This is a genomic window from Geodermatophilus siccatus (assembly GCF_900103785.1).
Classification (GTDB): Bacteria; Actinomycetota; Actinomycetes; order Mycobacteriales; family Geodermatophilaceae; genus Geodermatophilus; species Geodermatophilus siccatus.
The window spans coordinates 166,482-186,726 of sequence record NZ_FNHE01000006.1 but is presented as its reverse complement, the minus strand read 5'-3'; the positions used below and the strand labels follow the sequence as shown (position 1 = coordinate 186,726).

The 20,245-nt window shown below is 76.5% G+C and carries 26 protein-coding genes and 1 riboswitch; of the genes, 10 read left to right on the top strand and 16 right to left on the bottom strand.

Going from position 1 to position 20,245, the window contains the following annotated elements; genetic code table 11:
* Position 1: 1 nt before the first annotated feature.
* The 8 genes from BLS21_RS13170 to BLS21_RS13135 form a co-directional block, all read right to left on the bottom strand.
* Positions 2-343 (bottom strand): cobalamin biosynthesis protein, encoded by a 342-nt coding sequence (locus BLS21_RS13170; RefSeq protein WP_091218887.1) that lies wholly within the window; start codon positions 341-343, stop codon positions 2-4.
* Positions 344-416: 73 nt separating this feature from the next.
* Positions 417-1,256, bottom strand: coding sequence for an energy-coupling factor ABC transporter ATP-binding protein (locus tag BLS21_RS13165; protein WP_091218884.1), 840 nt, complete (start codon positions 1,254-1,256; stop codon positions 417-419).
* On the bottom strand, positions 1,253-1,987 hold the full coding sequence (gene cbiQ, locus BLS21_RS13160; RefSeq protein ID WP_091218881.1) for a cobalt ECF transporter T component CbiQ: 735 nt from the start codon (positions 1,985-1,987) through the stop codon (positions 1,253-1,255). The genes BLS21_RS13165 and cbiQ overlap by 4 nt, the downstream gene beginning before the upstream one ends.
* 88 nt (positions 1,988-2,075) lie before the next feature.
* Complete coding sequence (locus BLS21_RS13155; RefSeq protein WP_091218879.1) at positions 2,076-2,396, bottom strand: energy-coupling factor ABC transporter substrate-binding protein; 321 nt, start codon at positions 2,394-2,396, stop codon at positions 2,076-2,078.
* Positions 2,393-3,073, bottom strand: a complete 681-nt coding sequence (locus BLS21_RS13150; RefSeq protein WP_091218876.1) for an energy-coupling factor ABC transporter permease — start codon at positions 3,071-3,073, stop codon at positions 2,393-2,395. Before BLS21_RS13150 ends, BLS21_RS13155 begins: the two co-directional genes overlap by 4 nt.
* Complete coding sequence (locus tag BLS21_RS13145; RefSeq protein ID WP_091218873.1) at positions 3,060-4,451, bottom strand: cobyrinic acid a,c-diamide synthase CobB; 1,392 nt, start codon at positions 4,449-4,451, stop codon at positions 3,060-3,062. Before BLS21_RS13145 ends, BLS21_RS13150 begins: the two co-directional genes overlap by 14 nt.
* Before the next feature lie 17 nt (positions 4,452-4,468).
* The gene (cobO, locus tag BLS21_RS13140) at positions 4,469-5,083 is read right to left on the bottom strand and encodes a cob(I)yrinic acid a,c-diamide adenosyltransferase (RefSeq protein WP_091218869.1); all 615 of its coding nucleotides are present in this window, start codon (positions 5,081-5,083) and stop codon (positions 4,469-4,471) included.
* Between the two features lie 76 nt (positions 5,084-5,159).
* The gene (locus tag BLS21_RS13135; RefSeq protein ID WP_091218867.1) at positions 5,160-7,178 is read right to left on the bottom strand and encodes a putative cobaltochelatase; all 2,019 of its coding nucleotides are present in this window, start codon (positions 7,176-7,178) and stop codon (positions 5,160-5,162) included.
* Positions 7,179-7,219: 41 nt separating this feature from the next.
* A riboswitch (cobalamin riboswitch) is annotated at positions 7,220-7,350 on the bottom strand.
* Between the two features lie 65 nt (positions 7,351-7,415).
* On the opposite strand from BLS21_RS13135, the gene BLS21_RS13130 reads away from it, so the two are divergent.
* The 7 genes from BLS21_RS13130 to BLS21_RS13100 all read left to right on the top strand — a co-directional run bounded on the left by BLS21_RS13130 (position 7,416) and on the right by BLS21_RS13100 (position 12,380).
* Positions 7,416-7,874 (top strand): hypothetical protein, encoded by a 459-nt coding sequence (locus tag BLS21_RS13130; protein ID WP_139177108.1) that lies wholly within the window; start codon positions 7,416-7,418, stop codon positions 7,872-7,874.
* A complete protein-coding gene (locus BLS21_RS13125) occupies positions 7,871-8,164 on the top strand; it encodes a transcriptional regulator (protein WP_091218862.1) in 294 nt (97 codons plus the stop codon). The genes BLS21_RS13130 and BLS21_RS13125 overlap by 4 nt, the downstream gene beginning before the upstream one ends.
* A gap of 53 nt (positions 8,165-8,217) precedes the next feature.
* Positions 8,218-9,282, top strand: coding sequence for an AbrB family transcriptional regulator (locus BLS21_RS13120; RefSeq protein WP_091218860.1), 1,065 nt, complete (start codon positions 8,218-8,220; stop codon positions 9,280-9,282).
* A gap of 53 nt (positions 9,283-9,335) precedes the next feature.
* On the top strand, positions 9,336-9,623 hold the full coding sequence (locus BLS21_RS13115) for a hypothetical protein (protein ID WP_245700388.1): 288 nt from the start codon (positions 9,336-9,338) through the stop codon (positions 9,621-9,623).
* Between the two features lie 456 nt (positions 9,624-10,079).
* On the top strand, positions 10,080-10,745 hold the full coding sequence (locus tag BLS21_RS13110) for a TetR/AcrR family transcriptional regulator (RefSeq protein ID WP_091218857.1): 666 nt from the start codon (positions 10,080-10,082) through the stop codon (positions 10,743-10,745).
* A gap of 28 nt (positions 10,746-10,773) precedes the next feature.
* Complete coding sequence (locus tag BLS21_RS13105; RefSeq protein WP_091218854.1) at positions 10,774-11,541, top strand: maleylpyruvate isomerase family mycothiol-dependent enzyme; 768 nt, start codon at positions 10,774-10,776, stop codon at positions 11,539-11,541.
* Between the two features lie 29 nt (positions 11,542-11,570).
* Positions 11,571-12,380, top strand: coding sequence for an MBL fold metallo-hydrolase (locus BLS21_RS13100; protein ID WP_091218852.1), 810 nt, complete (start codon positions 11,571-11,573; stop codon positions 12,378-12,380).
* A 4-nt stretch (positions 12,381-12,384) separates the two neighbouring features.
* Here BLS21_RS13100 and BLS21_RS13095 read toward each other — a convergent pair whose 3' ends face one another.
* A complete protein-coding gene (locus tag BLS21_RS13095) occupies positions 12,385-12,915 on the bottom strand; it encodes a type II toxin-antitoxin system PemK/MazF family toxin (protein ID WP_245700386.1) in 531 nt (176 codons plus the stop codon).
* A gap of 225 nt (positions 12,916-13,140) precedes the next feature.
* On the opposite strand from BLS21_RS13095, the gene BLS21_RS25155 reads away from it, so the two are divergent.
* Both BLS21_RS25155 and BLS21_RS13090 read left to right on the top strand, forming a co-directional pair.
* On the top strand, positions 13,141-13,278 hold the full coding sequence (locus BLS21_RS25155) for a hypothetical protein (protein WP_175479557.1): 138 nt from the start codon (positions 13,141-13,143) through the stop codon (positions 13,276-13,278).
* 36 nt (positions 13,279-13,314) lie between these two features.
* Positions 13,315-14,586, top strand: a complete 1,272-nt coding sequence (locus BLS21_RS13090; protein ID WP_091219201.1) for an endonuclease Q family protein — start codon at positions 13,315-13,317, stop codon at positions 14,584-14,586.
* Between the two features lie 35 nt (positions 14,587-14,621).
* Here BLS21_RS13090 and BLS21_RS13085 read toward each other — a convergent pair whose 3' ends face one another.
* Together BLS21_RS13085 and BLS21_RS13080 are read right to left on the bottom strand one after the other, a co-directional pair.
* Positions 14,622-15,047, bottom strand: a complete 426-nt coding sequence (locus BLS21_RS13085; protein ID WP_091218847.1) for a VOC family protein — start codon at positions 15,045-15,047, stop codon at positions 14,622-14,624.
* Positions 15,048-15,078: 31 nt separating this feature from the next.
* The gene (locus BLS21_RS13080) at positions 15,079-15,678 is read right to left on the bottom strand and encodes a pyridoxamine 5'-phosphate oxidase family protein (RefSeq protein WP_091218845.1); all 600 of its coding nucleotides are present in this window, start codon (positions 15,676-15,678) and stop codon (positions 15,079-15,081) included.
* A gap of 33 nt (positions 15,679-15,711) precedes the next feature.
* Between BLS21_RS13080 and BLS21_RS13075 the strand changes: the two genes are divergently transcribed.
* Positions 15,712-16,101: an acyl-CoA thioesterase gene (locus BLS21_RS13075; protein ID WP_091218843.1), complete on the top strand. Its 390-nt coding sequence runs from the start codon at positions 15,712-15,714 to the stop codon at positions 16,099-16,101.
* Positions 16,102-16,125: 24 nt separating this feature from the next.
* Here BLS21_RS13075 and BLS21_RS13070 read toward each other — a convergent pair whose 3' ends face one another.
* The 5 genes from BLS21_RS13070 to BLS21_RS13055 form a co-directional block, all read right to left on the bottom strand.
* On the bottom strand, positions 16,126-16,893 hold the full coding sequence (locus BLS21_RS13070) for a DUF2182 domain-containing protein (protein WP_245700384.1): 768 nt from the start codon (positions 16,891-16,893) through the stop codon (positions 16,126-16,128).
* A 64-nt stretch (positions 16,894-16,957) separates the two neighbouring features.
* Positions 16,958-17,101: a hypothetical protein gene (locus BLS21_RS25580; RefSeq protein ID WP_217636129.1), complete on the bottom strand. Its 144-nt coding sequence runs from the start codon at positions 17,099-17,101 to the stop codon at positions 16,958-16,960.
* A gap of 84 nt (positions 17,102-17,185) precedes the next feature.
* On the bottom strand, positions 17,186-18,736 hold the full coding sequence (locus BLS21_RS13065; protein WP_091218837.1) for a cobyric acid synthase: 1,551 nt from the start codon (positions 18,734-18,736) through the stop codon (positions 17,186-17,188).
* Positions 18,733-19,392, bottom strand: a complete 660-nt coding sequence (locus tag BLS21_RS13060; RefSeq protein WP_091218834.1) for a lysophospholipid acyltransferase family protein — start codon at positions 19,390-19,392, stop codon at positions 18,733-18,735. Before BLS21_RS13060 ends, BLS21_RS13065 begins: the two co-directional genes overlap by 4 nt.
* Before the next feature lie 105 nt (positions 19,393-19,497).
* A complete protein-coding gene (locus tag BLS21_RS13055; protein ID WP_091218832.1) occupies positions 19,498-20,235 on the bottom strand; it encodes a PAS and ANTAR domain-containing protein in 738 nt (245 codons plus the stop codon).
* Positions 20,236-20,245 lie beyond the last annotated feature (10 nt).

The window sequence follows — 20,245 nt, the reverse complement described above, 5'->3', positions numbered from 1 at the left end:
CTCACCGCGCCACCGCCACCGTGACCCGGCCGACCACCGTGCGGCCCACCAGCAGCGTCCCGCCGCCCAGCAGCGCCGCGGCCTCGGCGACCGACGGCGTCCCCACGGCGGCAGCCACCCGCGCCGACGGCGACGGCACCGGGACGGCGGCCAGCGCGGCGGCGGGGTGCCCGGTCAGCGGCCAGCCGCGGGCGGCCGCCGCCTCGACCAGGCCGGGCTCGGCGGCGCGGGCGTCGAGGGTGGCCAGCCGCACGCCGTCCGCGCCTGCGGGCAGGACGGCGTCGACGGCGGCCAGCACCTCCGCGGCGCCCACCCCCGGTCGTGCGCCGACGCCGACGATCACGTCGCCTCCTCGCCGGCGCTCGGCAGCTCCGTGGTCGGCGGTGCCGTGCCCATGCGAGACCGCGCGAGCTCGGTCACGGGGTCACCCCCTCGGGCAGCGCGGCCAGCAGCGACTCCGCGTCGCGGGGGAGGGCGCCGTCGGGCAGGAGGCCCAGCGCGCGCAGCCGGGCGCCGACGGTCAGCGCCCACGGCCGGTCGAGGCGGGCGCGGGCGAGCAGTGCGTCGTCGGCCAGGAGGTCGGCCGGGGCGCCCTGCACCACCGTCCGGTCGACCACGACGGCGACGTCGTCGGCCCAGCGCAGCGCCAGGTCGACGTCGTGGGTGCTCATGACGACGGTCGACCCCGACGCCCGCAGCCGCTCCAGCGCGGCCAGCGCCTCGGCCACCGCCGACGGATCCAGCCCGGCGGTGGGCTCGTCGAGCAGCAGCACGCACGGGCGCATCGCCACCGCCCCGGCGATGGCGACCCGTTTGCGCTCGCCGTAGGAGAGCTGGTGCGTGGGCCGGCCGGCCAGGTGCGCCACGCCGAGCAGGTCGAGGGCCTCGGCGACGCGCCCGCGGACGGCGTTCTCGGGCAGGCCCAGGTTGAGCGGGCCGAAGGAGACGTCCTGCGCGACCGAGGCGCTGAACAGCTGGTCGTCGGGGTCCTGCAGCACCAGCTGGACCTCCTGCCGGTGCGCGCGCAGGCCCCGGCGGGTGTGCTGCAGCCGCTCCCCGTCGACGGCGACCGTGCCCGCCGCCGGCTCCAGCGCCCCCGACAGGCAGCGCAGCAGCGTCGTTTTGCCCGAGCCGTTGGCCCCGAGCAGCGCCAGCCGGCGCCCGGCCGGCACGGTGAGCGAGGCGCCGTCGAGCACCCGGCGGCCGCGCTCGTAGCCGGCGACCAGCCCCTCGGCGGTCAGGGTCCGGTGGCTCATGCGAGCAGGCCCACCGTGACCAGCGCCGACAGCCCGGCGACGGTGCCGGCCACGAACGCGCGGGACGACGGCAGCACCTCGGGCAGCACCCGCAGGCCGGTCTCCATGCCCCGGCCGGCCAGCCCCTCCTGCATCCGGCGGGCGCGGTCCCAGGAGCGGGTGAGCACCGCCGCGGCCAGCGCGCCCGACGAGCGGTAGCCGCGACCGGTGCTCGAGTAGCCCATCCGCGCCGTCTGCGCCTCGCGGATGGTGTGCAGGCTGGCCAGCAGCACGAACAGCAGCCGGTAGGTGACCGCGGCGACCTCGACCACCGCCGCGGGCACCCGCAGGCCGCGCAGCGCCGGCAGCAGGTCCGACATCGGCGTGGTGGTGGCCAGCAGCAGCACCGCGGCGCTGCCGGCGAGCGCGTGCCCGGCCAGCGAGCCGGCGCGGGCGGCGGCGTCCGGCGCCCAGCCCAGGCCGTCGGTGCCGACGGTGACCACCGAGGTCAGCGCGCCGACGGCGATGAACGCCAGCGGCCAGCGCACCGCCCGGCCGAAGGTGCGGGCGGGCACCCGGGCCGGGCCGAGGGCGAGGGCGAGGGCGGTGAGACCGACCAGCACGCTGCCCGGCCAGGCCGGCAGCGCCAGCGCGCACACGACCAGGCCGCCGCAGAGCAGCAGCTTGTCGGCGGGGGAGCGGCGGCGCCAGGCGCTGGCCCAGGCGGCGTCGTCGACGGCGAGCCCGGTCACGTCGCAGCCTCCGTGATCACCGGCGGGTGGCTGCCGACGCGCCGACGACCGGTGACCACCCGCCGATGATCACGGTGGAGGTGCGTGCTCACGAGCCGCCGTCCTCCCGGGACCGTTCGGACTCCGGGCGCTCGGCCGGCCGGCGGCCGCGCAGCCGGCCCAGCACGTAGCCGAGCACCCCGCCGCCGAGCGCCGCCTGCAGCGCGAACAGCCCGGACTCCACCTCGGCCGACGACGGCGAGAACACCGACTCGAACCACGGCCGTGCGCCCTGCTGCTCGGCGAGCTCGGCGGCCGCGGCGTCGGTTCCGGAGAACTCCGCCGTCCCGCCGTCCAGCACGAGCGGCAGCGCGACGAGCGCGACGACGCCGAGGACCAGCAGCGCGGTGACCAGCCGGGAGCGGGTCACCGGGTCGGCTCCGGCGCAGGTGCCAGCAGGCCGAGGCGCTCGAGCTCGGGGCGGGCGTTGACGGTGAGCACCCGGAACAGCAGCACGCCGAGCAGCCCCTCGGCGACCGCCAGCGGCACCTGGGTGAGCGCGAAGACGGAGATGAACTTGACGAACGCGCCGGCGACCCCCGTCTCGGCGTCGGGCAGCGCGAGGGCGAGCTGCCCGGCCGTCGTGACGTAGGTGGCCAGGTCGGCGACGGCCATCGCGGCGAACACCCCCGGCAGCAGGCCGCCACCCAGGCGCCGGGTGAGCCGGTAGGCGCCGTACCCGGACCACGGCCCGACCACCGCCATGGCGAAGGCGTTGGCGCCCAGCGTGGTCAGCCCGCCGTGCGCCAGCAGCAGCGCCTGGAACAGCAGCACGATCGTGCCGAGCAGCGCCATCACCGGCGGCCGGAACAGCACCGCGCCGGCGCCGGTGCCCGTCGGGTGGCTGGAGCTGCCGGTGAACGACGGCAGCTTCACCGCGCTGAGCACGAAGGTGAACGCGCCGGCCGCGCCGAGCAGCAGCGTGTTCTCCGGGCGCTCGCGCACCTCGGTGACCACCTGGCGCGCCCCGTGGACGACGAAGGGTGCTGCGGCCAGCGTCCAGCCGATCGCGTGCGTCGCCGGCAGGAACCCCTCAGCGATGTGCATGCCGTACCCCTCCCGCGAGGGTCGCCGCCGCGCAGGCGGACACGAACCGCTCGGCCAGGGCCGGCGACCCGGCCCAGTTCAGGTGCAGGTAGGAGGCGTGCACGCCCCCCGAGACGAAGCCCTCCGGATCGCTGCCCGTCCACCGCCAGGCCGGATCGGGACCGGCGGCCGGGGTGGCGACGGTGCGGTGGAACTCGTGGCCGCGCACCCGCGTGCCGGCCGGCGCGAGCACCGAGTCGCTGAGCGCGACGGCCTCCCGGTAGCCGAGGGTCAGCCGCGGCGACATGACCGCGTCGGTGGGCAGGACCCCGCACATCGGGACGCCGTCCAGGCTGCGGGCCAGGTACAGCAGACCGGCGCACTCGGCGGCGACCGGACCACCCCGGGCGGCGAGCTCGGCGATGCCCGCCCGCAGCGTCTCGTTCGCCGAGAGGTCCGCGGCGTGCACCTCGGGGAACCCGCCGCCGACCACCAGGCCGGCGGTGCCCCCGGGCAGCGACTCGTCGCGCAGCGGGTCGACGGTCACCACCTCGGCGCCGGCAGCCTCGAGCAGCTCGGCGTTCTCCGCGTAGCCGAAGGTGAAGGCCGCACCGCCGGCCACGGCGATCCGCGGCCGGCCCTCCACCCGGGAGACCTCGGCGGCGGGGTCCCACGGGACGGCGTCCAGGGCCGGGGCGCTGCGGGCCAGCCGCAGGACGGCGTCCAGGTCGACCGCGCCGGCCACCACCTCGCCGAGCCGGCCGACGGTCGCCAGCGCCTCGGCGGACCGCTCGGCGGCGGGCACCAGCCCGAGGTGGCGCGACGGCGTGCCCAGCTCGGCGAGCCGCCGGACCGCGCCGAGCACGGGCACCCCGGACCCGCCGAGCGCGTCGCGGAGGATCTCCTCGTGCCGGTCGCTGCCGACCCGGTTGAGCACCACGCCGCCGAGCCGCACGGTGGGGTCGTAGGTGGCGAAGCCGTGCACGAGCGCGGCGACGCTCTGCGCCTGCGCGCTCGCGTCGACGACCAGCACCACCGGGGCGCGCAGCAGCCGGGCCACGTGCGCGGTGGAGGCGAACCCCGGTTCCAGGCCCGGCCGCGTGGCGCCGTCGAACAGGCCCATGACCCCCTCGACGACGGCGACGTCCGCGCCGCGGGCCCCGTGCAGGAACAGCGGGACGACGCGCTCCTCGCCGACCAGCACCGGGTCGAGGTTGCGCCCCGGGCGCCCGGCGGCCAGGCCGGTGTAGCCGGGGTCGATGTAGTCGGGGCCGACCTTGTGCGGCGAGACGGCCAGCCCGCGGGCGGTCAGGGCGGCGACCAGCCCGGTGGCGACCGACGTCTTGCCCGCGTTGCTCGACGGGGCGGCGACGACCACGCGCGGGACCGAGCTGGTCACCCGTCCCACCCCGCCGCTCACCACTCGATCCCCCGCTGGCCCTTCTGGCCGGCGTCCATCGGGTGCTTGACCTTGGTCATCTCCACGACCAGGTCGGCGGCCTCGACCAGGGCCGGCGGTGCGTCCCGGCCGGTGACGACGACGTGCTGGGTGCCCGGCCGGTGCGTCAGCGTCTCGACGACGTCGTCGACGTCCACCCAGCCCCACTTCAGCGGGTAGGTGAACTCGTCGAGGACGTAGAACCGGTGCGCCTCGGCCGCGAGGTCGCGCTTGATCTGCGCCCAGCCCTCGGCGGCGTCGGCGGCGTGGTCGACCTCGGTGCCCTGCCGGCGCGACCAGCTCCAGCCCGAGCCCATCTTGTGCCAGACCACCGGCCCGCCCTCGCCGGTCTGCTCGTGCAGCCGGCCCAGCGCCGTCAGGGCGTTCTCCTCGCCGACCCGCCACTTGGCGCTCTTGACGAACTGGTAGACCGCGATCGACCAGCCCTGGTTCCACGCGCGCATCGCCATGCCGAACGCGGCGGTGGACTTGCCCTTCATCTCACCGGTGTGGACGGCGAGCAGCGGCCGGTTGCGGCGCTGCCGCGTCGTCAGGCCGTCCTGCGGGACGACGGACACCTGTCCCTGGGGCACTAGTCCTCCTCGCTGGCGCTCGTCGGCCGAGTGCCTCGGGGCACTGTGCCCATCGGTGAGCTCGCACCCTCGCCCACTAGGCCGCCTCCCGCACGCTGCGCACGGTCTGCACCAGCGACTCGGCGGCCAGCTCCTCCAGGCGGAGGGTCTGCGCGCCGAGCGCCGTCCCCAGCGCGCCGGCCAGGCCGAGGCGCACCGGACCGGACTCGCAGTCGACGACGACGGCCGCCGTCCCCTCCGCCGCCAGCACCCCGGCCGCGGCGTGCGCGTCGGCGACCGCGGTGGACCCGCGCGCGCCGGTGGCCCGCCCGTCGGTGACGACCACCAGCAGCGGACGGCGCTGCGGGTCGCGGACCCGCTCCACCCGCAGCGTCTCGTGCGCCCGCAGCAGTCCGGCCGCCAGCGGGGTGCGCCCGCCGGTGGGCAGCGCGGTGAGCCGGGCCGCGGCGGCCTCCACCGACCAGGTCGGCGGCAGCGCCAGCTCGGCCTCGGCGCCGCGGAAGGTGACCAGGCCGACCTTGTCCCGCCGCTGGTAGGCGTCGAGCAGCAGGGAGAGGACGGCGCCCTTCACCGCGGCCATCCGCGAGCGAGCGCCCATCGAGCCGCTGGCGTCGACGACGAAGAGCACGAGGTTGCCCTCGCGGCCCTCGAGCACGGCCTGGCGGAGGTCCTCGCGGGCGATCCGCAGGCCCGGGCCGGTGCGGCCGCGGGCGACCTGGTGCGGCGCGGCGGCGAGCACGGTCGCGGTCAGGTGCAGCCGGGTGACCGTGCCGCTCGGGCGGTTCGCGCCGACGACGCGGCCCCGGTCGCCACGCGCCCGCGAGCGCCGCCCGGACGCGGACGCGCCGACGCCGGGCACCTCGAGGCGGCGGGTGCGGAACGGGTCGGCGGGTGCGACCGCGGCGCGGTCGGGGGCCGGGGCCGCCCCGGTGGAGCCGCCGCCCTCGCCGCGGGGCGCCGTCGAGGGAGGGGACGACCCGGGGTGGTCGGCGCCCGCGGCCTCCTGCGCGCCGCCGTCCCCCGAGGGGCCGGGCGGCGGGGGAGGCGGGGCGCCGCCGTCGCCGGGGCCCTCGGGCGGGTCCTCGTCGGGGCGGGACTCCTCCAGCGCCTGCTCGAGGGTCTCGTCGTCCAGGCCGGGCGCGTCGAACGGGTTGCGCCGCCGGCGGTGCGGCAGGGCCAGCCGGGCGGCGACGCGGACGTCGTCCTCGGTGACCTCGTCGCGGCCGCACCAGGCGGCGTGCGCGATCGCGGCGCGGGCGGTGACCAGGTCCGCGCGCAGCCCGTCGACGTCGAAGGCGGCGCAGACGGCGGTCACCTGGCGCAGCGCGTCGTCGGAGAGGACGACGTGCGGCAGCCGGGCGCGGGCGTCGGCGATGCGGCGCGCCAGCCCGGCCTCCTCGTCGGCCCAGGTCGCCGCGAACCCGGCCGGGTCGGCGTCGTGGGCGAACCGGCGGCGCACGACCTCGGCGCGCTCGGCCGGGTCGCGGGGCGCGGCGACCTCGACGGTGAGCCCGAACCGGTCGAGCAGCTGGGGGCGCAGCTCGCCCTCCTCGGGGTTCATCGTCCCGACCAGCAGGAACCGCGCCGCGTGTCGCACCGAGACGCCCTCGCGCTCGACGTAGGCGGTGCCCAGCGCGGCGGCGTCCAGCAGCAGGTCGACCAGGTGGTCGTGCAGCAGGTTGACCTCGTCGACGTAGAGGACGCCGCGGTGCGCGGCGGCCAGCAGCCCCGGCTCGAAGGCCTTGACGCCCTCGGTGAGCGCCCGCTCGAGGTCCAGCGAGCCGACGACGCGGTCCTCGGAGGCGCCCACCGGCAGCTCGACCAGCCGCGCCGGGCGCGTGGAGCCCCGGGCACCGGGGTCGTGCGGGCCGTCGGGGCAGGCCGGGTCCGGAGCGGCGGGGTCGCAGGCGAACCGGCAGCCGGCGACGACGTCCACGGGCGGCAGGACGGCGGCCAGCGCGCGCACCGTCGTCGACTTCGCCGTCCCCTTCTCACCGCGCACGAGCACGCCGCCGACGGCGGGGGAGACGGCGTTGAGCAGCAGGGCGAGCCGCATGTCGTCCATGCCGACGACGGCGCCGAAGGGATACGTCATGCGGGTGCACGTGTCCTCTCCCCGGGTGTCCACGCCCGGAGGTGGCAGGAGGCGACGACGGGAGTTCCTGACTCCCCGGCGGCTGCCGGGTCACAGTGGCGGGACCGCGCCGGAGTTCCACCGGGCTTCCTCCACTGCCGTCGCTGTGGCCGCGTCATCAGACCACGACCGCCCCGCCGGATGACACCCCGGCCTGCTCTCTTGACGGGGTGGAAAGCGGCCGGCACTCTTTCCGTCGTGGAAAGTGATGAGGTGTACGACCCCTCCCGCGCGGGCGCCGAGCTGGCCGTCCTGCGGTCGCAGCGCGCCGCGCTGGCCGATCGCGCCATGCAGCCGTGGTGGTACGACGCGCTGCTCGGCCTGCTGCTCTTCGGGTTCGTCAGCTCCTACTCCCTGCACAGCACCTGGGTCACCCTCGCCGCGGTCGCCGTCTTCCTCCTGTGCCTGCGCGGGATGGTGGCGCTGTACCGCCGGCTCACCGGGTTCTGGGTGCACGGGTTCCGGCAGGGTCCGACGCGACGGGCGATCGTCGTCTGGGTCGTCGTCGTCCTCGCGGTGCTGGGGACCGGCTTCGCCGCCGAGGAGCGCTGGCGCGGCGCGATGGTCGTCGCGGGTGCCGTGCTGGGGGTCGCGGTGGCTCTGGTCAGCCGCAGGTGGACCCGCATCTACGTCGCCGAGCTGCGCGAGGGGTTGTGACGGCGGTCGCGCCGCGGTTCGACGCGGTCATCCACCCGCCGCCCCGGCTGCAGGTCTGCGGCCTGCTCGCCGCCGTCGACACGATGGACTTCGCCGCGGTCCGCGACACCGTCGGGGTCAGCGACTCGGTGCTGTCCAAGCACGTCAAGCAGCTCGAGGAGGCCGGCTACGTGCGGGTGCACAAGGCCACCCGCGCCTCCCGGCTGCGCACCAGCCTGGCGTTGACGAAGGAGGGCCGGGCCGCGTTCGACGCGCACGTCGCCGAGCTGCGCCGCATCACCGGCGGCTGAAGGAGGGCGGGAGCCGGCCCGGGACGGGTCGGCCGTGCCGGGAGACTGGCGCCGTGGCGGAGCGGGGGTGGAGGGCGCGGGCGGTCGACCTGGCGCTCGTGGTCGCCGCCGCCCTCGCCGTCACGCTGGCCCTCGACGTCCTCGACCTGCCCTCGCCGTCGCTGTTCGGCGGCCTGGTGGCCGGGCTCGTCCGCGGCCTGGCCGGACGCCGCGGGCTCGCCGTCCCGCGGCCCGCCACCACGGCGGCCCAGGGACTGATCGGCGTCTCGATCGGTGCGCTCGTCGACCTGGACACCCTCGGGGCGATCACCCGCGACTGGCTGCCGGTCCTGCTGGTCACCGTCGGCACCCTGCTGCTCAGCGTGCTGGCGGGGCTGCTCATGCGCCTGCAGCCCGGCGTCAGCCCGGTGACCGGGGCGTTCGCCATGGTCGCCGGGGGCGCGTCGGGCATCACGGCGATGGCCCGCGAGCTGGGCGCCGACGACCGGATGGTCGCCGTCCTGCAGTACCTGCGGGTGCTGCTCATCGTCGTCCTCATGCCGGTCGCGGCGGCCGCCCTGTTCGGCGCGGAGCCCGGCTCCGGGGGGCCGACGGTGGCCGACGCCGGGCCCGGGTGGCCGGCGGGGCTGCTGTTCGCCGCGGTCTGCCTGGCAGCCGGTGCGCCGCTGGCCCGGCTGCTGCGGATCCCCGTCCCGACGCTGCTGGGGCCGATGCTGGTCGCCGCCGGGCTCGACCTCGGCGGGCTCTCGGGCGGCGCGGACGTCCCGGCACCGCTGGAGACCGCCGCCTTCCTGGTCATCGGGCTCGTGGTCGGGCTCAACTTCGACCGGGACGGCCTGCGCACCGTCGGCCGGGCCCTGCCGCTCGCGCTCGCGGTGATCCTCGGCCTGGTGGCCGCCTGCGCCGGGCTGGGCGCGGTGCTCGCCGCCACCACCGGGGCCAGCGCGCTGGACGCCTACCTCGCCACCACCCCCGGCGGGCTCTACGCCGTGCTGGCCACCGCCCAGGACGGCGGCGCCGACGCCACCTTCGTGCTGGCCGTCCAGGTGCTGCGGCTGTTCGTGATGCTGCTCTCGGCGCCGCTGCTGGCGCGCTGGCTGCGGCACACCGGGGAGTGACCGAGACCGCCGGTCCGGTGCCGCGGGCGCCGAGCGCGCCTACCCTCGACCGGGTGTCGGAGGAGGTGAGGGAGCTGTCCGAGGACCAGACCGGCGCGGACGCCGGCACGCAGGACGCGGTGCTGCTGTTCGTCGGTGGCCCGCTCGACGGGCGGGTGGAGATCCGCGAGGCGCGGCACGGGGAGCCCCTGCCCACCATCACGCACGTGCACCTGCACGGCGGCCCCAAGGTCGTGCACCGCTACGACCTGACCCCGCTGGGCCCGCAGGCCGGGGTCTACCACCTGCGCCCGCGGCAGGCGGTCCGCGACCAGGTCCGCGACGAGTCCGTCGCCGATTGACGAAGGACCCCCTGCCCCCCGACGCTCGCAGGCTCGCGGCGGGGCCCTGCAGGGGGCCTGCTGACACCGTCGGGACGTGGCCGGGGACCCGCTGCTCCTGCTCCACGTGACCGCCGGGACGGCGGGGGTGCTGCTCGCACCGGTGTGGCTCGTCGCCCGCCTGGCGGGGGCGCGGGTGCGGGGGCCGGCCGGCAGGGCTGGCCCGCCGGCGGACCGTGCAGCCGCACCTGCCCGGAGGCTCGTACATCGCGCTGGTGACCGGGCTGCTGGTGGCCTCCCGGGGGACCCGGTGTGGTGGGTGCTGCCCGCGCTGATCGGTCAGGTGCCCATCGCCGTCGCCGAGCGCCGGCTGCACGGTGCGGCCCGCACCCCGCCGGGACCTGGGCGGTCGGCTCGGAGGCCGCGCCGCCTACGGCCGTATTGACTTCCTAATGGTGTTAGGAAACCATTGCGGGTGTGACGCGGACCACGGCACCGGACCGCCGGCAGCGACGCCGCCAGGAGACGATCGAGCAGGTGCTCGCCGTCGCCGTCGAGGTCATGGCCGAGCAGGGTGTCGCCGGGCTGACGCTCGGCGAGGTGGCCCGGCGCATGGGCATCCGGCCCCCGTCGCTCTACGTCTACTTCGACGGCAAGAACGCCCTGTACGACGCGCTGTTCGAGCGGGGGTGGCGCGAGCTGCTCGCCGCCGTGCGCTCGGCCCACGCCGGGGGTCCGCGCCCGAGCGCGGCCGCGGACCTGCTCGCCCACGAGGTGGCCTTCGTGCGGTGGGCCGTCGAGCACCCGGCCTACACCCCGCTGATGTTCTGGCGCCCCGTGCCGGGCTTCGTCCCGACGGCGCGGGGCTACGCGCCGGCCGTCGAGATGGCCCAGTACAGCCGCCAGTTCCTGGGGCAGCTGCGCGACCGCGGCCTCCTCCCGCCCGACGTCGACCTCGACCGCGCGTTCCGGACCCTCACGGTGGTGGTGAACGGCGTGATCACGCAGCAGCTGGCGAACGCGCCCGGTGAGCCGTTCGAGACCGGCACCTTCACCTCGACCCTGCCCGACGTGGTGGCGATGTGGCTCGCCCACCACGGCGGCCGGGCCGTCCCCGACCTCCGGGCGGTCCCGCCCGGCTGATCCCACCCACCCGCCGAGAGGCACCGTCATGACCGCACCGACCACCGACCGCAGCGCCGCCCGCACCGCCGCCCGCCGGCCCCGGATCGACCGGGACACCGCACTCCGGCTGGCCGCCACCGAGTACGACCGCTTCGCCGTGCAGCTGCGGGCCCTCGGGCCCGAGGAGTGGCGCCGGCCGACCGACTGCACCGCCTGGGACGTCCGCGCCATGGCCGGCCACGTGCTGGGCATGGCCGAGATGGTCGCCACGGTGCGTCAGTTCGTCGCGCAGAACGTGGCCACCACGCGGGCCGGCGGCGGCATCGACGTCCTGACCGCCCACCAGGTGCACCGGGAGGCGCGGTTGTCCCCGGAGGAGCTCGTGGACCGGTTCGCCTCCGTCGTCCCGCGGGCGGTCCGCGGCCGGCGGCGCCTGTCCCGCGCGATCGGACGGGTGACGCTGCCCGAGGAGCAGGTCGTCGGCGACCGGACCGAGCGCTGGGCCTTCGCCTACCTCTTCGACGTGGTCCTGACCCGCGACACCTGGATGCACCGGATCGACATCGCCCGCGCCACCGGCCGCGACCTGCTGCTCACCGCGGACCACGACGGCGTCCTGGTCGCCGACGTGGTGGCCGAGTGGGCGGAGCGGCACGGGTCGCCCCACCGGCTGCGGCTGACCGGTCCGGCCGGCGGCACGTGGACGACGGGCAGGGGCGGCCCCGAGGTGGAGCTGGACGCGGTGGAGTTCTGCCGCATCCTCTCGGGCCGCGGCACCGGTGAGGGGCTGCTGGCCCAGCAGGTCCCGTTCTGAGTCCCCGACACCCCGAGGAGGAGAGCCCCGTGCACGTCTCCCGTCCCGTTCCCGGCGTCACCGTCCTGGCTGATCCGCACGAGGTGCCCGGGATCGGGCACCTGCCGGTGAACGCCTTCGTGCTGCACGCCGCCGAGCCCGTGGTCGTGGACACGGGCCTGAGCTTGGCCGACCGGCGCTTCGTCGAGGACCTCGCCGCCGTCGTCGACCCGGCCGACGTCCGCTGGATCTGGCTGACCCACCCCGACCGGGACCACACCGGCGGCCTGTTCGACCTGCTGGTGGCCGCTCCCGGGGCGAAGGTGGTGACCACCTTCCTCGGCATGGGCATCCTCTCGACCGAGCGGCCGCTGCCGCTGGACCGGGTGCACCTGCTCAACCCGGGCCAGTCGCTCGACGTGGGCGACCGCGAGCTGCGGGCCTTCCGGCCACCGCTGTTCGACAGCCCCTGCACGACGGGGTTCCAGGAGACGGCGACCGGCGCGGTCTTCACCTCCGACTGCTTCGGGGCCCCGCTGCCGACAGCGGAGCTCGCCGTGGCCGACGACGTGCGGGCCGTGCCCGCCGGCGACCTGGGGGCCGGTCAGCTGCTCTGGGCGACCGTCGACAGCCCGTGGGTGCACGTCGTCGACCGCACGGCGTTCGAGCGGACGATCGAACCGCTGCGGGCCATGGCGCCGCCGGCGGTGTTCAGCACGCACCTGCCACCGGCGATCGGCTGCACCGACGCCCTTCTCGACGTGCTGCGGCAGACGCCGGACGCGGACCCGTTCACCGGACCCGACCAGCGTGCGCTGGAGGAGCTGCTGGCCGGCTTCGCGCCGGCCGGCGCCACCTGACGGGTCACCCGCCCTGCACGCGGCGCAGGGCTGCGACCACGTCGTCGAAGACCGCGCGCCCGATCGCCGCGCCCTCCCGGCGGGCCGAGCCGGGCGGCAGGAGCAGCAGGCGGTCCAGGCGCACCTCGCTGGGCCGCCCGCGCGGGTCCCAGCCGCCGCGGCCGACGTCCATCCACGTGCGGCCGTACCGGGCCTCGTCGGCGGCGTCCCGGTCGTGGTCCTGGCTGGAGAGCACGAGCCCGACCAGGTCCGCGCCGCGGCGGCCGACGACGAGCACCGGACGGTCCTTGCCGCGGCCGTCGCCCTCGTCGTAGGGCACCCACGCCCAGACGACCTCGCCGGGGTCCGGCTCGCCGTCGTCCTCCGGGCGGTGGACGAGCTCGACGCCGTCGAGCCCGCCGGGGAGGTCGCGCACGCTCCGCCCGGCCGGCGCCTCCCGTCGAGGGCCGGCCGGCGAGGGAGGGGCGGGAGGGGCGGGCCGCAGCACTGCGCGCAGCAGCGACCTGAGCACCCGGGGCAGAGAGGGTCCGGCCATGCCGGGCACGGTACGGGTGACACGGGTGGGACGGGTGGTGCGTGCGGGGTGTCCCGTGTGACACACAGGTGTCGATCGGACACGAGCACGGTTGGAACTGCCGAGGTCAGGGCACCATGTGCGCACGGGGGCTGTGCAGAGGCGTCCCCGGGAGAGGGGGTCGCCATGACCTCGGCCGAGCCGATTCCCCCTGCCCAGCCACGGGGGCGCGAGGTGAAGGCGAGCGTGCTCGCCGCCTTCCAGCTCGTGGAGGACGCCCGCTACCTGGGCACCGACCGCCGCAGCCGGCACGGGCGCCGGCGGGCGCTCGCCGAACGCGCCGTCGCCTACCGGAGGCTCGCCCGCGACCTGCGCGTCGGCTGAGGGAGGGCCCGCGGCGGAACGGGGTAGGTGGACCGCGTGGCCCCGTCGTCCCCGCCGGTCTACTACGCCGACCTGCACGTGCACTCCCGCTTCGCCTACGCGACGTCCCGGAACCTCACGCTGCCGGTGCTCGACGCGACCGCGCGGGAGAAGGGCGTGCACGTCATGGGCACCGGCGACTTCACCCACCCGGCGTGGTTCGAGGAGCTGAGCACCCAGCTCGTGCCGGCCGCGGAGGAGGGCCTGTACGTCCGCCACGAGGCCGCCCGGGACGCCGCCACCCGGTTCCTCCTGAGCGTCGAGGTCTCCTGCGTCTACCGCCAGGCAGGTCGGGCGCGACGGATCCACGTCCTCGTGGTGCTGCCGAGCCTGCAGGCCGCGGCCGCTGTCAACGGCGCGCTGGCGCAGCGAGGTGCCGACCTCGGCGTCGACGGGCGCCCGACGCTGCAGCTGAGCGCGGAGGCCGTCGCCGAGCTGGTCCTCGCGGTGGAGCCGACCGCCCTCGTCGTGCCCGCCCACGTGTGGACGCCGTGGTTCGGCGCGCTGGGGTCGAGGTCCGGCTTCGACTCCCTCGCCGAGTGCTTCGGGGACCTGACCCCGCAGGTCCTCGCGGCCGAGACGGGCCTGTCCGCCGATCCGGCCATGTGCTGGCGGGTGAGCTCCCTGGATGCCGTGGCGCTGCTGTCCAGCTCCGACGCCCACGGGCCACGCACGATCGCCCGCGAGGCCACTCGCCTGGAGGGGGAGCTGTCCTACCCCGGCATCCGCGAGGCCTTCCGCACCGGCGCCCCCGACCGCGCCGGGGAACGCGCGGCCGCGGTGACCCGGCTGGCCGACACCGTCGAGTTCCACCCGGCCGAGGGCAAGTACCACCTCGACGGCCACCGCGAGCACGGCGTCCGGATGACACCGGCGCAGCGGGCAGCCGCCGGTGGGCGCTGTCCCGTGTGCGGCAAGCCGGTCACGGTCGGGGTCCTGTCGCGCGTCGAGGAGCTCGCCGACCGCCCGGTCGGTGCGCGGCCGGACGGGGCGCCGGGGTTCCGGTCGCTGGTGCCGCTGGACGAGGTGCTGGCCGCGGCTCTGGGCGTCCGGCCGGCCGCCAAGCGGGTGACCGCGGCGCGCGCCCGGCTGCTCGAGGCCCTCGGCGACGAGCTGTCGGTGCTCACCGAGGCACCCCTCGCCGACGTCGAGGCCTCCGCCGGGGCGCGCGTGGCCGAGGGGATCGGCCGGGTGCGCGCCGGCGAGGTGGACGTCGAGCCCGGCTACGACGGCCAGTTCGGCACCGTGCGGATCTTCCCCCCGGGGTGACGCTCGCCGGCCCCGTCGCGGGCAGGCCCCGTGCGCTACGCGACGCAGAACTCGTTGCCCTCGGGGTCGGCCAGGGTGGCCCACTCGAACGGGCCCTGCGAGGCCCGGTACAGCTCGGTCGCCCCGAGCGCCAGCAGGCGGGCGACCTCGTCCTCCCGCCGATCCGCGCCCACGTGCACGTCCAGGTGCACGCGGTTCTTGACCGTCTTGGCCTCGGGGACCTGCTGGAAGAGCACCCGCGGCCGGCCGGGGTCGGGCGAGTTCAGCGCCGCACCCGAGCGCCAGACCAGCGCGCCGCGGTGCGTGGTGGTGTCCGCCTCGGTCGCCGCCCCCGACGCGACCACGCGGCGGATGAACGCCTCGTCCTGCGGTTCGACCCGCCACCCGAGGACCTCGGCCCACCAGTCGGCCAACCCGTGCGGGTCGGCGCAGTCGATCACGATCTGGACGTCGGTGGCCATGCGCGGACGATAGGGCGGGCCACCGACACGGTCAGAGCTCCTGCGCCAGCTCGGCGCGCATCTCCTCCTGTCCGGGCAGCGGCGTGCTCAGCCCGCAGTGGTCGCGCAGCACCTCGCCCAGCGACGGGAAGGTCGAGCGCTCGACCTGCCGGTCGGCGTCCCACAGCCCCGAGCGCATGACCGCCTTGCCGCACTGGAAGTACGCCCGCTCGACGGTCAGCACGAGCACCGACCGAGGCGGGCGGCCGAACTCGGTCAGGTCCACGCCGAGGTCGGCCTGTCCGACGAGGGTCGTCGTCCCGAAGACCTTGAGGGTCTCCTCGAAGCCGGGCACGAAGAACAGCAGGGCGGCGCGCGGGTTGCCCACGGTGTTGCGGAGGCTGTCCACCCGGTTGTTGCCCTGCCGGTCCGGGAGGGCGAGGGTCCGCTCGTCGAGGACCCTCGCGAACCCCGGGTCACCGCCCCGCGGGGAGACGTCCGGCCAGCCGTCGGGAGCAGCCGTGGCCAGCGTGGCGAACGGCGAGAGGGCGATGAAGGCCCGGCAGTGCCGGTCCAGGTGGTCGACGACCTTGTCCTGCACCAGCTGGGAGGGCGGTCGATACCCCGCCAGGACGTCGGGAGCGGTGTCCACGGGTGCACGGTAGCCCGGCTAGCGTGCCCCTCCGTGCCCGCACAGTGGAGTTCCCCGGTCCGGTACGTCGAGTGCGACCAGCAGGGCGTCGTCTTCAACGCCCACTACCTGACCTGGGCCGACGAGGCCTCCAACCACTGGTGGACGGCGCGCGGCCTGCCCTGGGAGGACCTGGTCGCCCGCGGCATCGACCCGCTGGTCAAGGCCAGCTCCCTGGAGTGGACGTCATCGGCCCGGTGGGGCGACACCGTCACGGTGGACGCCGAGACGGAGGCGGTCGGCCGCACCAGCGTGACGGTCCGGTTCACCGTCCGCGTCGGGGAGCGGGTCTGCTGCGTCGTCCGCAACACCTACGTGGCCATCGCCGACGGGCGCTCGACGCCCTGGCCGGACGACGTGCGGGCCCGGCTCGCCGAGGGCTGAGCACGGCCGAGGAGGGGGGACCGGTCAGGAGCCCATCGGCTCCATCCCGTCCATCGGACCGCTGTCCGGGACGGTGAGGCCCGGGACGGCGCCGGGCGCGGCGAGCAGGAGCACGCCGAGGGTGAGCAGCAGTGCCGCCGTCCCGTAGGTGGCCACCCGGCGCCACGGGACGGTCTTCTCGACGGCGATCAGACCGGCGACCAAGGCCATCCAGGCGACGCTCATGACGCCCAGCGCGAACAGCGACGCCATCAGCGCCCAGCAGCAGCCGACGCACCAGGCACCGTGCCTCACGCCCATCGACACCGCGCCCGACGGGCCGTCCCGCCAGGAACCGAGCAGGAAGCCCAGCGGGCTGCGGCACCTGCCGAGGCAGACGTCCTTGAGCGGGGTCAGCTCGTAGACGGCCGCGACCAGGAGCGTCACGCCCGCGACCCACCGGCCTGCCCGGTCCCACGCGAGCACGTCCCCGGAGACCCGGGCCACGGCGGACCCGATCAGGTACGCGACCACGCCCGCGCCGGTCCACACGAGCAGGTAGCCCGCCGCGAACAGCAGGGGCAGCAGCGGAGCGCGCTTCCTGGTCATGCGGGAGTACAGGGCGACCGTCGGTGCGACCGACGGGAACATCATCGCGGCCATCATCACGACCCAGACGCCGAGGAACCAGCCCAGCGCGCCGAGGCCGGTCCACGGTCCCTCGTCCATGCCGCGCATCCGGTCGGCGCTCCACCACCAGCCGACGGCGGCGAGGGCGAACAGGAGGAGGACCAGTCCCAGCCGGACCCGCACTGCGGCGAGAGCGGGCCGGAGGTCCCCGGCACGCGTGCGTCCCCGCGCCCGGGCGCGCGACGCGTCAGGCGGCCCAGGGGAACTCGGCGGTCGAGACACCGGTCCTGCCCCAGTCGTAGGTCGCACCGTGGCCGGAGGAGAGGTCGCACGGGCACATGAGCTCGCACGAGCAGGTCTCGGCGTAGCACCCCCCGAGGTCCCACGACATCGCCGGGCTCCCTCCGCGAGGAGGGGAGTCTCCATCCGGCGGGGGAGACGGGTCAACCGCCTCCCGCACCCTCGTCGGCCGGGCTCAGCGGGGGCGGAGCGCGTCCCCGGGCGGGAGCACCGGCAGGCCGTCGGGGACGCCGTCCTCGAGCAGCCGCCAGAGCGCGTCGGTGTCGGCGTGCTCGGCGACCAGGTCGCCCAGGGCGTCCAGCCGCCGCTCGCGGACGGCCGCGAACTCGGTGTCCGGCGCGGCCACGAACCGCCGTCCGGCCACCCGGGCGACCTCGGCGAGGAACGCGCGCCGGAAGCCGTCGCCCTCCAGGGCCCCGTGCCAGGTGGTGCCGAAGACCGACCCGGCCCGGGCGCCGTCGAGGAAGGGCTCGGCAGGCAGGTCGGAGGAGAGCCAGTCCACGGTCACCACCCCGTGGTGGATCTCGTAACCGCGCACCGGCTGCCCCAGCGCCGTCCCCACCGGCCGGCCGAGGGTCTTCTCCGGCGCGAAGCGGACGTCGGCCGGCAGCAGCCCGAGCCCGGGCACCGTGCCGGCCCGGGACTCGACGTCGTCGGTGATCGTCCGGGCCAGCATCTGGTGCCCGCCGCAGACGCCGAGCACCGCCCGGCCAGAGGCGGCGTGCCGGACGACGGCGTCGGCCAGGCCGGTGGCGCGCAGCCAGCCCAGGTCGGCGACGGTGGCGCGGGTGCCGGGCAGCACGACGAGGTCGGCGTCGGCCAGCTCCTCGGGGGTGGTCGCGTAGCGGACCAGCACCCCCGGCTCGGCGGCCAGCGCGTCGAGGTCGGTGAAGTTGGACAGCCGCGGCAGCCGGGCGACGGCGACCCGCAGCACCTCCTCGCCGTGCGGCGGGCCGGCGGAGGAGACGCCGGTCGGGACGCCGAGGGAGTCCTCCACGTCCACCGCCGCGCCGGCCAGCCAGGGCAGCACGCCGAGGGTCGGGCGGCCGGTGAGCGCGGTGAGCCGGTCCAGCCCGGGCGCGAGCAGGCGGACGTCGCCGCGGAACTTGTTCACCAGGAAACCGGCGACCAGCCGCTGGTCGGCCGGCGGCATGAGCGCGACCGTGCCGTAGAGCGCCGGGAAGACCCCGCCCCGGTCGATGTCGCCGACGACGACCACGGGCAGCCCGGCGGCGGTGGCCAGCCCCATGTTGGCGATGTCGTCGGCGCGCAGGTTGATCTCGGTGGGGGAGCCGGCGCCCTCGCAGACGACGACGTCGAACCGCGCGCGCAGGCCCTCGAGGCTGGCCAGCACCTGCTCCAGCAGCGCGGCCTTCATCGGCCGGTAGGACAGCGCGGTCACGTCGGCCACGGCCCGGCCGAGGACGACGACCTGGCTGGAGTCCTCGCCCCCGGGCTTGAGCAGCACCGGGTTCATCGCCGCCTCGGGCTCGACGCGGGCCGCGGCGGCCTGCATCACCTGGGCCCGGCCGATCTCCGCGCCGTCGGGGGTGACCATCGAGTTGTTGCTCATGTTCTGCGCCTTGAACGGGGCGACCGACACCCCCTGGCGCACCAGCCAGCGGCAGATGCCGGCGGTCACCAGCGACTTGCCGGCGTCCGACGTCGTCCCGGCGACGAGCAGGGCGCCGCCGGAGGCCGGGCGCCGCGCAACGGTGCCGCTCATGCCCGCGGCCGCCCCCAGTCGGCCTTCTCCTGGCCGGAGAGCTCGGCGATGGCCTCCATGATCCGGTCGGTCACCACGCGGCGGGCCCGGCCGTTGCGGGCCATCCCGCGCTGCTCGGGGAACGTCAGCGGTTCGCCGAAGGTGACCGACACCTTGTGCGGCCGCGGCCAGCGGGAGTCGACCGGCTGCACCCGGTCCGTGCCGCGCACGGCCACGGGGACGACGGGGCAGTCGGCGGTCAGCGCCAGCCAGGCGACGCCGGTCTTGCCGCGGGCCAGCCGGCCGTCGCGCGAGCGGGTGCCCTCCGGGTAGATGCCGAAGCCCTCACCACGGCGCAGCACGCCCAGCGCGGTGTCCAGCGCCTCCTGCGCAGCCCGCGACTCCTGCCGCTGCACCGGCATGGCGCCGAGCGCGGTGAACAGCGTGCGGGTCAGCCACCCGCCGACGCCCGTGCCGGTGAAGTACTCCGCCTTGGCCAGGTAGTGCACGCGGCGCGGCGCCGACAGGGGGATCACCATGCTGTCGATGAACGACAGGTGGTTGCTGGCCAGGATCACCGGGCCGGTGGCCGGCACGTTCTCCCGCCCCGTCACGTGCATGCGCAGCACGACGTGGAACAACGGGCGCAGCAGGAACCGGACGACCAGGTAGAGCACGCCGCGTTCCCCTCTCGGCTCGGGGACCGCCGGCGAGCACCGGCGTCAGCGGCATCATCCCGTGCGCCCCCGGGAGGGTGGTCTCCCGGGGGCGCACGGGGCGCCCTAGTGGTGCGGCCGGGGCGGGCAGACGTCCCGGATGAGGACCTGGATGTCCTCGGGCAGCCCGGCGTGCCCGGCGGCGGACTCGACGATGGCCACCGCGACGTCGCGCACCTTGCGGTGGGAGTTGCTGGAGATGTGGGCGAGCAGGTCGAAGGCCACCTGCTCGCCGCAGCTGGTGAGCAGCATGAGGATGCCCTTGGCCTGCTCGATCGCCGCCCGGCTGCTCATGGCGGTGCGCAGCTGGGTGACCTCGGTCTCCAGGGCCTGCACCCGGTCGTCCTCGGTCCCGGCCGCGCCCGACCGGGACGCCGGTGGGCGCGGCTCCGGGGGGACCTCGACCAGCACGCCCTCGAGCGCGTCCACCGCCCCGGCCGGGTCGACGACCGGTTCGCCGACGAGGAGGGCGGGGCGCTCCACCCCGCCCCGGCTGCCCAGCCGCACCCGCAGGACGAAGGGCGTACCGGTGGTGCAGGCGGCGGCGATGGCGTCGAGGGCCCGGGGGCGGTCACCGGGGTGCAGCGAGTGGACCAGCAGCTCGGTGCACGGGCGCGCGGCGTTGCGGGCGAGGTTGAGCAGCGCGGCCATCTCCGGGGACCAGGTCCACGTGCCGGCGCGCCGGTCGTAGCGGTACCGGCCGGCCAGCCGCCGTGGGGCGGAGAGGGTGCGTGCCGGCTGCGCGGCCGGACGGGTGGGGGACGCGGTGCCGAGGGCCAGGAGGGGGGAAGGGGTCGCTGTCATGTCGACTCCA